Raw genomic sequence first — 12,193 nt, forward strand, 5'->3', positions numbered from 1 at the left:
GGATGAGGTTATCGATCTGATGGGTGGTTGACGCCATCATCCCACGGGATGGGCTCGTGCTCGGCGGGGTTCTGCCCTTCGATAGACCCGAAATTAACGCCATATTCGTTCGGGTTAGAGCGGCGCTGGTGATGCGTGTAAATCCCGCAGGTCTTACAAAAGAAGTGCTGCGCCGTGCCGGTGTTCCAGGTGTAAAGTGAAAGGTTGTCAGCGCCTTTGGTCACCTTGAGATCATCTAATGGCACGCTGACCGTTGGCGCGGCGCGGCGGCGGCAGAATGAGCAGTCACAGCGATGCGGAGAGGGAATGCCATCGGGCAGATTGAGCGAGAGTTCAACCGCGCCGCAGTGGCAAGTGGCTTTGTAGACGCTCATTTGCGGGTCACTTTCGGGATTGACGTTCGCACAAAGCGATAGGTGGCGTCCGGATGTGGCGGATGGCCGTCAGTTTGTTCCCAGAACCGTTGCCCGCCGCGACGCAGAAAGACGGGGATGGTGAGCAGGATACCCGCGATGAACCCGCCCGCATGCGCCCAATAGGCGACGCCGCCGGTCTCGGGATCGGCGCCAAGCCCGCCAAAGATCTGTATGGCAAACCACAGCACCAGCATGGTCCAGGCCGGAATGCTGATGATGCGGAAAATGATGATCAGGATGATGAGAATATCGACCTTGGCCCGTGGGAAGAGCAGAAGATAGCCGCCCATGACCCCGGCAATCGCACCAGATGCGCCCACGGTTGGCACTTGGCTGAGGGGAGCTGAGATCAGATGCGTGACCCCCGCCGCGATGCCACAGGCCAAGTAGAAGACAAGGTAGCCCACATGGCCCATCTCGTCCTCCATGTTGTCGCCGAATATCCATAAAAACAGCATGTTACCCGCAAGGTGCATCCAGCCGCCATGCAGGAACATCGAAGTAAGCAATGTCTCATATGTGCCCTGTTGGCTGACAAGGACCGGCACCATAGCCCATTCGTAGAAAAACCCGTTGAGTGCGCGGGGATCGCTGAAAAGCGGCCAGTAGCTGAGGAAAATACCAATATTGAGCGCCATCAGCACGTAGGTGACGTAAGGCACCCGACCAGACGGGTTGTGATCGCGAATAGGAAACATGCGACGACTGTGGCGAGGGACAGACGAGGGGTCAAGCGATCAGTGTTGGCACGTTTGGATGGTGTGGGGTTTGAGTATTTTGGGAACGATGAAAGGGCAGGGTAGAGTTTAATCCATCCCGCCGAGGAGCGCCGCGTTGCCGCCAGCCGCGGTTGTGTCGACGCAGACGTGACGCTCTCCCATGACATGTCCAAGGTCTGGTTGCCCCGTGATCAGAGGCAGGATCGGGCCGTTTCGTTTGCTGAGAGCGGTGGTGTAGGCCTGCGCTTTGGTGGCATCGCCCCACCACAGAGCGCCTGCAAAATTGGACTGTGTGGTCAGGACCTCTGCTGCCAGAGCACCAGTCACCGTTGCCGCGCGGCCACCAAGGGCCATGACGGCTTCGGCTTGCGCCTTGGCCGCGTCTTCGCCAGGGCCAAGACAGAGCAGGGGCGCGCGGGCATGAAGTGTGAGGCGGTTGGACTCTCCGGTCGGACCCGGCAGTACAAGGGCCGGTGAGGTTGGGATGTCGCGGTCTTGTGCCGCAACCAGTGCGGCCTGTGCTGCGTCAGGTGACATGTCCGTTGGCCATGTGGCATCGGTTTGTGTAACTGGGCGCGCTGAAAAGCGGGAAAGGTAATGCGGCCCGCCTGCCTTGGGCCCAGTTCCGGAAAGCCCTTCGCCGCCAAAGGGTTGGCTGCCTACGATGGCGCCGATCTGATTGCGGTTGACGTAAATATTTCCAGCATGAACCGCCTCGGTCACGTGTTGCACCCGGTCATCGATCCGGGTCATCAGGCCGAAGGTCAACCCGTAGCCGGTGGCGTTGATATCGGAGATGACCTGATCCAATTGATGTGAGGCAAACGTGGCAATATGCAGGACAGGACCAAAGATCTCGCGTTTCAGGTCCCCAATGCCCTGCACGCGGATCAGGGTCGGGGCGATGAAGTGACCTGAGTTTGGCGTGGGGATTTCATGCAAAAGACGCCCCTCGGCACGGGCGGCCTCGATATGTGCGGCAATACCGGCCTGAGCCTCGGCATCAATCACCGGGCCCACATCGGTCTTCAGGTGCCAGGGTGCCCCCATGACAAGCGCATCCATGGCTCCGGTTAGCATTTCGGTCAGTCCCTCGGCGATATCTTCCTGAACATATAGACACCGCAAGGCTGAACAACGTTGCCCGGCGGATTGAAAGGCGGATTCGACAATAGCTTGAACCGCCTGTTCTGGCAGGGCCGTGCTGTCGACGATCATTGCGTTTAAGCCACCGGTTTCGGCAATGAGAGGCGCGCCGGGGGCAAGATTTTGCGCCATGGTGGTGCGGATTTTGAGGGCTGTTTCTGTTGAGCCTGTGAAAGCCACGCCGCTGACGCGCGGATCAGATGTCAGTGCGGCACCGACGTCGCCTGCCCCGGGCAGAAGCTGTAGCGCGGTTTTGGGTACACCCGCTTTGTGCATTAGGGAAATTGCCAAATGCGCAATGAGTGGTGTTTGTTCAGCGGGTTTGGCCAGAACGGCGTTGCCCGCGGCCAGAGCAGCGCTGATCTGACCGGAAAAGATGGCGAGGGGGAAATTCCACGGTGAAATGCAGGTGAATGTGCCGACCGGTTTGGCGTCGGGCGCGTTGGCCCCGTAGTAGCGCAGGAAATCCACCGCCTCGCGCAGTTCGGCGACGGCGTCCATCAGGGATTTGCCCGCTTCGCGTGAGAGAACCGCGAAAAGTTCTCCGAAATTCTCCTCATAGAGATCAGCGGCACGGGCCAGAACGCGACCGCGTTCTTTGGGGTCAGCGTTCCACGGTTTGGCGCTTTTGAGCGCCGTTTCAACATCCTCTGGGCTGGCGAAGGCAACCTGACCGGGTTGATCCGAAGGGTCGGCGGGGTTTTGAACCGGGTGCGGCTCTTGCGGCGCCACTTTGGTCGCCAAGAGCGGTGCCGCCTGCCATGTCGCGCTGGCAAAGGGGGCTCGCGCAGCCTCGATCATATCAAGAGTTGGTTGATGGGTGAGGTCAAACCCTTTGGAGTTGATCCGCTCCGGCGCGAAAAGCTCTGGCCCCTTGGGCAGCTCCGCGCGCGTGTCGAGATAGGTTTCAAATGGATCGCGCGCGACCTCTTGGGGCGGGACGTCTTCATCCACAATCTGGTTCACAAAGCTTGAATTTGCGCCGTTTTCTAAAAGCCTGCGGACGAGATAGGCCAGCAAGTCACGATGCGCACCCACTGGTGCGTAGATGCGGCAGCGGGTGCCTTCGGCCTGCATGACGATGTTGTGCAGGGCCTCTCCCATGCCGTGCAGGCGTTGGAATTCAAAGGTTTCCTTATCTTCCGCCATATCCAGAATGGCGGCCACGGTATGAGCATTATGCGTGGCGAATTGCGGATAAATGCGGTCGGTCATGCCAAGCAACTTGCGCGCATTGGCGATGTAGGAAATGTCGGTGGCGGCTTTTGAGGTGAAGACAGGGAAACCATCGATGCCTTCGACCTGTGCGCGTTTGATCTCGGTGTCCCAGTAGGCACCTTTGACAAGCCGAACCATGATGCACCGATCACGCCGGGTGGCAAGGGCGTGCAGGTGGTCGATCACATGGGCCGCGCGTTGGCCATAGGCCTGCACCACGACGCCGAAGCCATCCCAACCCGCCAAAGCAGGCTCGGCCAATGTCGCCTCGATCACATCCAGAGATAGCGACAGGCGGTCCGCTTCTTCTGCGTCGATGTTCAGCCCCATGCGGGCTGACTTGGCCAACAAGGCCAGACTGCGCAGGCGCGGCATCAGGATGTCCATCACGCCGTCTTTCTGCGCGACCTCATAGCGGGGGTAGAGGGCCGAGAGTTTGACGGAAATCCCGGGGTTCTTACGGATATCATCATGCACGCAGGCCGAGGAGATGGCGGTGATCGCCCGGCTATAGGCAAGGTGGTATCGCGTGGCATCCGTATCGGTGCGCGCGGCCTCGCCCAGCATGTCGTAGGAGTAGGTGAACCCCTTTTTCTCCATCCCTGCGGCGCGGTCCATGGCTGAGGTGATTGTCTCTCCCAGAACAAACTGACGCCCCATCTCTTTCATCGCACGGCCCACGGCGGTGCGGATGACAGGCTCCCCCAACCGCTTGATGGCGGCACGAAGATGGCCGACCGGACCGGGGGCCTCTTCGGTCAGCACCTTGCCCGTCAGCATCAGCGCCCATGTTGAGGCGTTGACCAGAGGCGAGGTGGAATGCCCCATATGCTTGCCCCAGTCCGAGGGGGCGATCTTATCTTCAATCAGCGCGTCAATCGTGTCGGCATCTGGCACCCTCAAAAGCGCTTCGGCCAGACACATCAGCGCCACGCCCTCATCGGTTGACAGCCCGTATTCCGCCAGGAAAACCTCCATCAATCCCGGATCGGAATGATCGCGAATGTCGCCGACAAGCGCGGCACCACGGGTCACGATGCGCGTGCGGTCCTCGGGCGACAACCCCGCCTGCTCTACAAGCTGGTCAATTGTCGCGGCTTCATCGGCATAGGTGACCAGATCAATTTCGCGGCGCAGGTCGGTGTCGTACGGCATGGCGGGTCTCTTGTAGATCGAAAGGGAATTGATCTACTGTATCATGCAAGTGCATGTCGTTTTTCCTGATAACAGGAATTATGCAGGAAAAACGAGCCAAAAATTGAAGGTATGGCAGGCAAATGGAAGACTTGGAGTTAGATAAGTTTGATCTGGCGATTCTACGCATTTTGACAAGTGATGGCCGGATCAGCATTACCGACCTGGCCCGGGAAATCGGATTGTCGAAATCTCCCACGCAAGCACGACTGCGCCGACTAGAACGCGACGGGGTAATCTCAGGCTACCGCGCGTTGATTGATCCGATCCGGCTGGGGCTGGATCACGTGAGCTTTGTTGAGCTGAGCATGACCGACACGCGAGAGGCGTCACTGGCGGCGTTCAACGCGGCTGTTCTGAAGATCCCAGAAGTTGAACAAGTGCATCTGATTGCTGGAAATTTCGACTATCTTCTAAAGATACGCACGCAAAGCATGAGTGACTATCGTCGCGTGCTGGCTGATCAGATTTCCAACCTGCCGCACGTCTCCAAGACCTCGACTTATGTGGCGATGGAGGCGGTGAAAGAAAACACTGTCCCAGATGTGATTTGATTTTCCATCCCTCTGCGGCATCTTTGGCGCATGAGACTTACGATCCTAGCCTGTGTTGTCGCTGGTCCGGTCTGGGCCAACGCTTGCCCCGAACCGCCCGACCACGCCGCCGCCCTATCTGATTTGATCAAGGCGGCGCGAGAAGCGCCGGATGAGGCCACGGGCCGGGCGCTTTCGGGGGAAATGTGGGCGCTTTGGGCCGATGCGCCAGATGCCAAGGCGCAAGAGCTTTTGGATGAAGCGATGGAGCGGCGGCGTGTGGCCGACTACGACGGGGCCACCAAGGCTGTGGATGCGTTGATTGCCTACTGCCCGGATTATTCTGAAGGTTACAACCAACGCGCCTTTATCAATTTCCTGCGGGAGGATTTTGCCGCCGCTTTGCCCGATCTGGACCGCACATTGGACATCACGCCGCGCCACACCGGCGCGTTGACGGGCCGGGCGTTGACACTGGCTGCGTTGGGACGAAACGCGGAAGCGACGCTGTCGCTGCGCGCGGCGCTGAATCTGAACCCTTGGCTGGGTGAGCGGCGTTTGCTGCAGCAACTGGAGCAACAGGAACAGGATCTCTGACAAAGCGGATGAGACAGGCCATGTGGCGCAGAGCGGCGAATATGGTTGTTTTGTCTGCACTTTTGGGCTGCAGCGCGGCTTTGCCAGACCGGCCCGTGCCCTCTGCGCCCGAACCTCAACCGGCCAGCACCCCTGCACCGAGCCCCGTCGCATTGCCTGCCGAAGAGCCGCCTTTGCCCAGTTTTCGCAACCCGCCCTTCGGACCTGATATCCTTGTGGTCGGCGACAGCCAGATTTCCTTTGGCGCGGGTGCGGGGCATCTGGCACTCTTTGGCAATCTGGCGCGTTCCTGCGGCGCAAATGCGCAAGAGCGGCGCCTACTTGAAAATCTTGACGCACAGTCAGTTGCGGCCATTGGTGTGCGGTCCTCCTCTCTCAATCACTGGAGCGCGCGGGACGCAGGTACAAAAGGCGTGATCTGTGACAAGGATGCGCGGTTCGGGGTGAATGCCGGCACATATGGTGTGTCCGGACCGACGCGCAGCTATGTGCAGATTGGCGAGGACCGGCCTTATGAGTTTTGCCGCCCGAACCAATCTCCGTTCGAGGCGATGTTTCGCGAGGGATATTACCGTCCCAAACTGGTTGTGCTGGCGTTTCTGGGCAATTCCGTTGACCGCTGGTCCGATCCTGCGACGGCAACAGCCGATCTGCGCGCAAGCATTGCGCAGATGCCTGATGAGAGCGCGTGCGTTGTCATGAGCACTGCGGCGGCGTTCGATGCTGAGGTGAACGCAAAACGACAACTGGCCCAGCGAAACCTGGCGCGCGCCGTCGCGGCGACAGGCGGGCGCTGCAGTTTTGCCGAAGCACTGACGCCCGATCTGGTCGCGTCGGTCACGGGCAATCCGAATGACTTCCGCATCAATGAAGCCGGAGAGGTTCTGGACAGATTTCATCCTAATACCAAAGGCTTTGAGCGTTTTTTCCAAAGTGCCACTCCGGCCATCTGCGCCGCTGTATTTGACCAGATTGGCCCCCCCTGAGCCCATTTTGCTTCAGGAATGCACGAAAAGTTCAAACACTGTGCATAACCGCTGCGGCTTTATTGCCGTATAGACCTTGCAAGTGAATTGGGGAAAAGGCGGGTCGGAATGGCGAAGGGTCTCAAAAACGCGTGCCGAGGTGCTTTGGTGATGTTTTTGTCTGCCATGATCGCGGCACCGCCACTCGCCGCTGAAGAGTTCAAATCACCCGATATCGTGGTTCTGGGCGACTCGCAGTTGAGTTTTGGCGCAGGTCCGGTTTTCCTCGATTTTTTCCAGAACATTGACCAGCACTGCGGCGCAGGTCCGCAAGGAGATACCGATTATACCCAACTTGGCGAAAAAAGCGTCGCGATCTTTGGCGTGCGCTCCACGTCGCTTGGATCATGGGTGGCGCGCAGTCGCCGGGGCAAGGCTGCGGTGTGCGAGGTCGACAAAAAGTGGAAAGCGAACGCCGCCACATTTGGAACCGTCAACACAGGCAAGAACAAATACGTCCAGATCGGCAAGGGGCGGAACTACCAGTTCTGCAAGAAAGGCCAATCGCCGTTTGAGGCGATGTTTGCCGAAGGGTATTACGAGCCGAAGCTGATCGTGATGAATTTCCTTGGCAATTCCGCGCGCCGCTGGGCCGAGGATAAGCATCAGGCCTTGGCCGATGTCACAAAAGCGATGGAGCAATTGCCCGAAGACGTGCCCTGCCTCTTCCTGACCACCGCGCCGACCTACAAGAAAAAGACCGTGGATTTGCGCCTTAAGGCGCAGGAGAACCTGAAATACGCCTTTATGAAAGCCGGGTCTCAGTGCAGCTTTGTCGAAGGTTTCACACCTGAAACCATTGCCGCCAACCAGGGTAACCGACTCTTTTTCCGGCGCAACAAGTCGGGCCGGGTGAAGGATCCGTTTCATCCCAATCAGAAAGCACAGGAAAACTTCTTCATGGTCCGCACACAGGACATCTGCCACGCCGTGCATCAGCAGCTTGCACCGCAGAACACGGAAACCGCTGTCCTTTTGCCTGCGCCCTGAAGGCAGAACTTTACACCCGCGAAGAAGCCGATATGGTCCGCCCATGCCCCTTGCCCGCGTGGTGGAATGGTAGACACAGGAGACTTAAAATCTCCAGGCCGAATAGGCCGTGCCGGTTCGAGTCCGGCCGCGGGTACCAAGGGGGCAAAAGCTTTCTGAAAGCTTTTGGGGAAGTCTTTTCAGAAAAGACTTCGGGTGGGTAGGCGCAAGTAAATGTACGGATGCAGATTTTGGGGCGAACGACCGCACTGAGCCCATAGCGGTCATCGCGACTAGCGCCAAAAAATTCAACTTCGGCTGGATCAGTTGAACTCAAAGACACACTCTTCCAACGATAAAGAAGTTTTGTCGGATATAATCAGTTCATTTTCAGAAACATAAGCGAGAACAATATTCTGGTCCACGGCGGCAGTCTCAATTGTTTTTTTCCAACCGTCCAAGTCTCCACGAAATGACAAACTGAAAAAAACTCTGCCGTCCGGAGTTGTTACCCGACAATTTCCTTCTATCGCACCACCAGCCTTAGCAAAAAAATAGTCTCTAGGTGCCGTCAGTTGCCTGAAAACCTTTTTTCCTTTGGAATTACTCGGCACGCAAAAAAACATCAAAACCGAACCATTTTTTTCTTTTTGCCCTGGCACAAAAGATGGCTCATCAGGCTTAAGCAATCCCTTTCTAATTTTTTCAAGCTTTTCAAATGTCTTCTTCATAGAAGTCCTCAGTCAGTTACAGACGATCAATTTCGAGAACAGTCTATCAGTTTAAAGCCAGCTTTGTCCCGCAAAGCGGACATCCAATTACCCCCGCACCCCGGCAAACCTTTCTTCCCAGGTCTCGCGATCCTCATCACTGATCTTCGCAAAAAGCACATCAGGCACAGCGAACTCGTGTCCAGCAGGCAAAGTAAAAAGCGCGGCGTTCACTTCCTCGGGCCATTGCGTATCAAGCGTGTTCATCGCCGACAGCATCCGGGCGGCTGCGTCCGGGATAAAGGGCGCTGACAGTACTGCATAAAACCGGATGAGGTTAAGCGCCAAACGCACCTGCATCGCGGCTGTTTCGGGATCTTCCTTGAACGTGGCCCAAGGGGCGGCGGATTGCAGGTATTCGTTGCCCGCCACCCAGATGGCGCGCAGCTCAGTTGCGGCTTTGCGCACTTCGATGGCTTCCATATGCCCTTCATAGGCGCGTAGGCGCTTGGTGAGATCGGCGATCAGCGCGTCTTCTTGTGCGCCATAAGCCCCACCCGCTGGCACGGCTTCGCCAAATTTTGAGCGGCAGAACTTGGTGACACGGCTCACGAAATTGCCCAGCACATCGGCGAGATCTTTGTTCACGGAGGTTTGGAAATTCTCCCATGTGAACTCAGAGTCGCTGCTTTCCGGTGCGTGGGACAGAAGCCACCAGCGCCAGTAATCACTGGGCAGGATCTCCAGCGCCTGATCCATGAAGATACCGCGGCCCTGAGACGTGCTGAATTGCCCACCATCGTAGTTGAGGTAGTTAAACGATTTTATGTAATCCACGAGCTTCCATGGCTCCCCGCTGCCGAGGATCGTGGCGGGAAAGCTCAGCGTGTGAAACGGCACATTGTCCTTGCCCATGAATTGTGTGTAGCGCACGTCGTCAGCACCTTTGTCAGTGCGCCACCAGCGTTCCCAGTCGCGGCTCGAGGCGGCCTCGGCCCATTCACCGGCGCAGGCGATGTATTCAATCGGCGCGTCGAACCAGACATAGAAGACCTTGCCCTCCATCCCCGGCCAATCATCATCCCCGCGCTTGACCGGAATGCCCCAGTCGAGATCCCGCGTGATGCCACGATCCTGCAACCCGTCACCGTCATTGAGCCATTTCCGGGCGATGGACGTGGTTAGAATGGGCCAGTCTTTCTTGCCATCAATCCAGGCATTCAACTGATCGCGCATCTGACTTTGCTTGAGATAGAGATGCTTGGTCGCGCGCACCTCCAGATCGGTGGAGCCGGAAATGGCCGAGCGGGGCTCAATCAGGTCCGTGGGATCAAGCTGTTTCGTGCAGTCCTCGCACTGATCGCCCCGCGCCTTGTCATATCCGCAATTGGGGCAGGTGCCCTCGATATAGCGGTCCGGCAGGAAGCGGCCATCTGCGTTGGAATAGACCTGGCTTTCGGAGACTTCTTCGATCAGGCCAGCCTCGGCCAGGCGCCCCGCGAAATGCTGTGTCAGCGCATGGTTCTGTGGGCTGGATGAGCGGCCGAAGTGGTCAAAGCTGAGCCGGAACCCCTTGCCCAGCTTGTCCTGCACCTCCCACATCTCGGCGCAATACTCGGCCACAGGCTTGCCTGCCTTGGCCGCAGCCAACTCAGCCGGAGTGCCGTGTTCATCCGTGGCGCAGAGGAACAGCACCTCATGCCCGCGCCCACGCAGATACCGCGCGTAGAGATCAGCAGGCAGTTGGCTGCCGACGAGGTTGCCAAGATGTTTGATCCCGTTGATGTAAGGGATCGCAGAGGTGATCAGGTGACGCGCCATGACGGGTTCCTTGGGGTGTTTCGTCGTCCTTTAGCCTATGGCAGGCGCGCATGCCAGAGGGGCTTGACCGCCTTAAAACACCGATGATCTTGCGAGTTTGCCTATGGCGCAGTCAATGGCTGGTTATTTCAGGCACGGCCGCGTCAAAATCCACAGGTATGGGTGTGAAATAGAGATCATATTCAGAGGCGCTCATCACCCCCGTGCACACACGCCGTTCGTTGACATCAGATTTTACGATTTCGTACATATCCTTCATCTTTGGATCGATCTCGCATGCACCCTGACCCGGCCTGCCGCACAGCATTTGGTAAAGCCGGTATGCACGCATCATGGGACAACGGATTTTTGTATCCAGATCCAGTGTTTCCCGGCGTTCGATCCAGCTTTCGATGATCTTGGTGACTTCTGCGCGCCGATCCGGGCTGAGCGCTTCGAACTCAGGCCGCTCCATTTCCCATTCAAGACGTTCAAGCTCAGACAGCAGCCAAAATCTGGAATTCGCGAACGCCTGCAGGCCGTAGCTGTCATGGTTGCTGTAGACGATTGCGTTGATCAGATATGGCTCATCCAAAAGAATGTGATCCGCATGCCGAGCGCTAAAACGGTAGCGTGCATAAGCGCGCCATAGCTCGTCATCAAAGGGTGAGGCCTCGAGCATTCGGCGCGCATATTCGGCCTTCTTCTCTTCGGGTGTGCGTTCGATCACAGAAATACGTATGCCGCCATCGTCTCTGATCGAAAACCCGCTGATATCCTTTAGCAGAGTCTCGAGCTTGTCCGGATCGTAGGGGTCACGCTCTATTTCCGCCAAAGCGGTCTCTTTGGCGCGACGAATGTGGTCTTCGTATAGAAAACCGTAGCCGTATTTCTGCGCAATGTCGGAGTCGAACCTATAGGCGACTTTATAGTCTGTAACGTCCGGGTTAGTCAGGTATTCATGCAAAAAGGCAGCGTCCCTGCGGGATGCGTTCTTGGTCGACAGGTAGCGGGCGTAAAGATAGTCCAAATCGCGAAATTCGCGTTTGGAGGCTTCTTGAATAAACCACTCAGAGCGGTTGTACATGTGAAAATTGCCGGCGGCGAAAATTTCGCACCACCGCACATTGTTCTTGCTGTTCTCGATTTCAACAAGCGGCGCGTATTGTGCGCATATCTTTTTTGCCAGTTCCCAACTGCCGCCCCAGCCCGGGTTTGTCATGTCCAGGGCGCGCGTCAGTGTTCCCAGGTTCGGGGCGTTATTCATAACAAGATGAAGCACTTCCAGTGCGCGGGTTCGATTGTGGGTGGAATTGGTCAGCCAGAACATTGCGTCAGAGGCCGGAAGTAAATCTGGTGCCGCGTCATACGCCCGTTTCGCATGCTCCCATGCGTCGCGATGCATATGGGCAAATATGGCCGTCGCATCTGGAAACAGGTCTCTTGCAGCGCCTTCCCCGCGAATATGCCATCCTGTGTTATAGAGCACCCACGCATTAGCCGTATTCGCATAGGCTGACTGTGGATACGCATCAAGCCAGCGTTCGGCAAACTGGGCGACTTTGGGGTTGTTGGTGCCAAATGTCTCAAAGAGCCATCGGGTGTGGTCTATGGCGTCAGCGTCTTCCAATGAAAAGGCGTGAGACTTTGCAAACAGCGCTTCAGCCGCTGCAAAATCCTTTGCTTCGACAATGTCCCATAAATCATCTTGGGAGACGTCCTCATAGATGTCCCCTGCCTGGGTGAGGTTGGGCAGCAGAAATAGAAGCGCGATTACAAGACATTGAAGGTATCGAAACATAGTAAGGCCCTGCATATACACGCTTAAGCTGTGCAGGCTGACTGCGGCGATACCATGGCGTTCGG

10 protein-coding genes and 1 tRNA gene are annotated in these 12,193 nt (G+C 57.3%); 5 read left to right on the forward strand and 6 right to left on the reverse strand.

Features of this window, described 5'->3' with window-relative positions:
• Positions 1-8 precede the first annotated feature (8 nt).
• From RZ517_RS06140 to putA, 3 genes are all read right to left on the reverse strand, one after another.
• Positions 9-374 carry a GFA family protein gene (locus RZ517_RS06140; protein ID WP_317055683.1) on the reverse strand — a complete coding sequence of 122 codons (366 nt, stop codon included), beginning with the start codon at positions 372-374 and terminating at the stop codon, positions 9-11.
• A complete protein-coding gene (locus tag RZ517_RS06145; RefSeq protein WP_317055682.1) occupies positions 371-1,114 on the reverse strand; it encodes a rhomboid family intramembrane serine protease in 744 nt (247 codons plus the stop codon). Before RZ517_RS06145 ends, RZ517_RS06140 begins: the two co-directional genes overlap by 4 nt.
• A gap of 108 nt (positions 1,115-1,222) precedes the next feature.
• Positions 1,223-4,654, reverse strand: a complete 3,432-nt coding sequence (gene putA, locus RZ517_RS06150; RefSeq protein ID WP_338550588.1) for a bifunctional proline dehydrogenase/L-glutamate gamma-semialdehyde dehydrogenase PutA — start codon at positions 4,652-4,654, stop codon at positions 1,223-1,225.
• Between the two features lie 122 nt (positions 4,655-4,776).
• On the opposite strand from putA, the gene RZ517_RS06155 reads away from it, so the two are divergent.
• The 5 genes from RZ517_RS06155 (at position 4,777) to RZ517_RS06175 (ending at position 7,977) form a co-directional block, all read left to right on the forward strand.
• Positions 4,777-5,247, forward strand: coding sequence for an Lrp/AsnC family transcriptional regulator (locus tag RZ517_RS06155; RefSeq protein ID WP_338550589.1), 471 nt, complete (start codon positions 4,777-4,779; stop codon positions 5,245-5,247).
• Between the two features lie 30 nt (positions 5,248-5,277).
• Positions 5,278-5,823, forward strand: coding sequence for a tetratricopeptide repeat protein (locus tag RZ517_RS06160; protein ID WP_338550590.1), 546 nt, complete (start codon positions 5,278-5,280; stop codon positions 5,821-5,823).
• A 41-nt stretch (positions 5,824-5,864) separates the two neighbouring features.
• Positions 5,865-6,809 carry an SGNH/GDSL hydrolase family protein gene (locus RZ517_RS06165; protein WP_338550591.1) on the forward strand — a complete coding sequence of 315 codons (945 nt, stop codon included), beginning with the start codon at positions 5,865-5,867 and terminating at the stop codon, positions 6,807-6,809.
• Positions 6,810-6,959: 150 nt separating this feature from the next.
• Positions 6,960-7,838, forward strand: a complete 879-nt coding sequence (locus RZ517_RS06170; protein WP_338550592.1) for an SGNH/GDSL hydrolase family protein — start codon at positions 6,960-6,962, stop codon at positions 7,836-7,838.
• A gap of 52 nt (positions 7,839-7,890) precedes the next feature.
• Positions 7,891-7,977: transfer RNA gene (locus tag RZ517_RS06175), tRNA-Leu, on the forward strand.
• Between the two features lie 163 nt (positions 7,978-8,140).
• On the opposite strand, the gene RZ517_RS06180 is transcribed toward RZ517_RS06175, so the two are convergent.
• The 3 genes from RZ517_RS06180 to RZ517_RS06190 form a co-directional block, all read right to left on the reverse strand.
• Positions 8,141-8,548 (reverse strand): hypothetical protein, encoded by a 408-nt coding sequence (locus RZ517_RS06180; RefSeq protein WP_338550593.1) that lies wholly within the window; start codon positions 8,546-8,548, stop codon positions 8,141-8,143.
• 87 nt (positions 8,549-8,635) lie between these two features.
• Complete coding sequence (gene metG, locus RZ517_RS06185) at positions 8,636-10,348, reverse strand: methionine--tRNA ligase (protein ID WP_338550594.1); 1,713 nt, start codon at positions 10,346-10,348, stop codon at positions 8,636-8,638.
• 112 nt (positions 10,349-10,460) lie between these two features.
• Entirely contained in the window at positions 10,461-12,128 is a 1,668-nt protein-coding gene (locus RZ517_RS06190; protein ID WP_338550595.1) for a hypothetical protein, read from the reverse strand.
• Positions 12,129-12,193: the final 65 nt, after the last annotated feature.

The sequence above is a fragment of the Roseovarius sp. S88 genome, assembly GCF_037023735.1.
Lineage (GTDB): Bacteria > Pseudomonadota > Alphaproteobacteria > Rhodobacterales > Rhodobacteraceae > Roseovarius > Roseovarius phycicola.

Excerpts from the sequence above, each read along its gene's own strand:
- metG (WP_338550594.1), bottom strand. The coding sequence starts at position 10,348 with ATGGCGCGTCACCTGATCACCTCTGCGATCCCTTACATCAACGGGATC.
- RZ517_RS06170 (WP_338550592.1), top strand. The coding sequence starts at position 6,960 with ATGTTTTTGTCTGCCATGATCGCGGCACCGCCACTCGCCGCTGAAGAG.
- RZ517_RS06145 (WP_317055682.1), bottom strand. The coding sequence starts at position 1,114 with ATGTTTCCTATTCGCGATCACAACCCGTCTGGTCGGGTGCCTTACGTC.
- RZ517_RS06155 (WP_338550589.1), top strand. The coding sequence starts at position 4,777 with ATGGAAGACTTGGAGTTAGATAAGTTTGATCTGGCGATTCTACGCATT.
- putA (WP_338550588.1), bottom strand. The coding sequence starts at position 4,654 with ATGCCGTACGACACCGACCTGCGCCGCGAAATTGATCTGGTCACCTAT.
- RZ517_RS06180 (WP_338550593.1), bottom strand. The coding sequence starts at position 8,548 with ATGAAGAAGACATTTGAAAAGCTTGAAAAAATTAGAAAGGGATTGCTT.
- RZ517_RS06165 (WP_338550591.1), top strand. The coding sequence starts at position 5,865 with ATGGTTGTTTTGTCTGCACTTTTGGGCTGCAGCGCGGCTTTGCCAGAC.
- RZ517_RS06190 (WP_338550595.1), bottom strand. The coding sequence starts at position 12,128 with ATGTTTCGATACCTTCAATGTCTTGTAATCGCGCTTCTATTTCTGCTG.
- RZ517_RS06140 (WP_317055683.1), bottom strand. The coding sequence starts at position 374 with ATGAGCGTCTACAAAGCCACTTGCCACTGCGGCGCGGTTGAACTCTCG.
- RZ517_RS06160 (WP_338550590.1), top strand. The coding sequence starts at position 5,278 with ATGAGACTTACGATCCTAGCCTGTGTTGTCGCTGGTCCGGTCTGGGCC.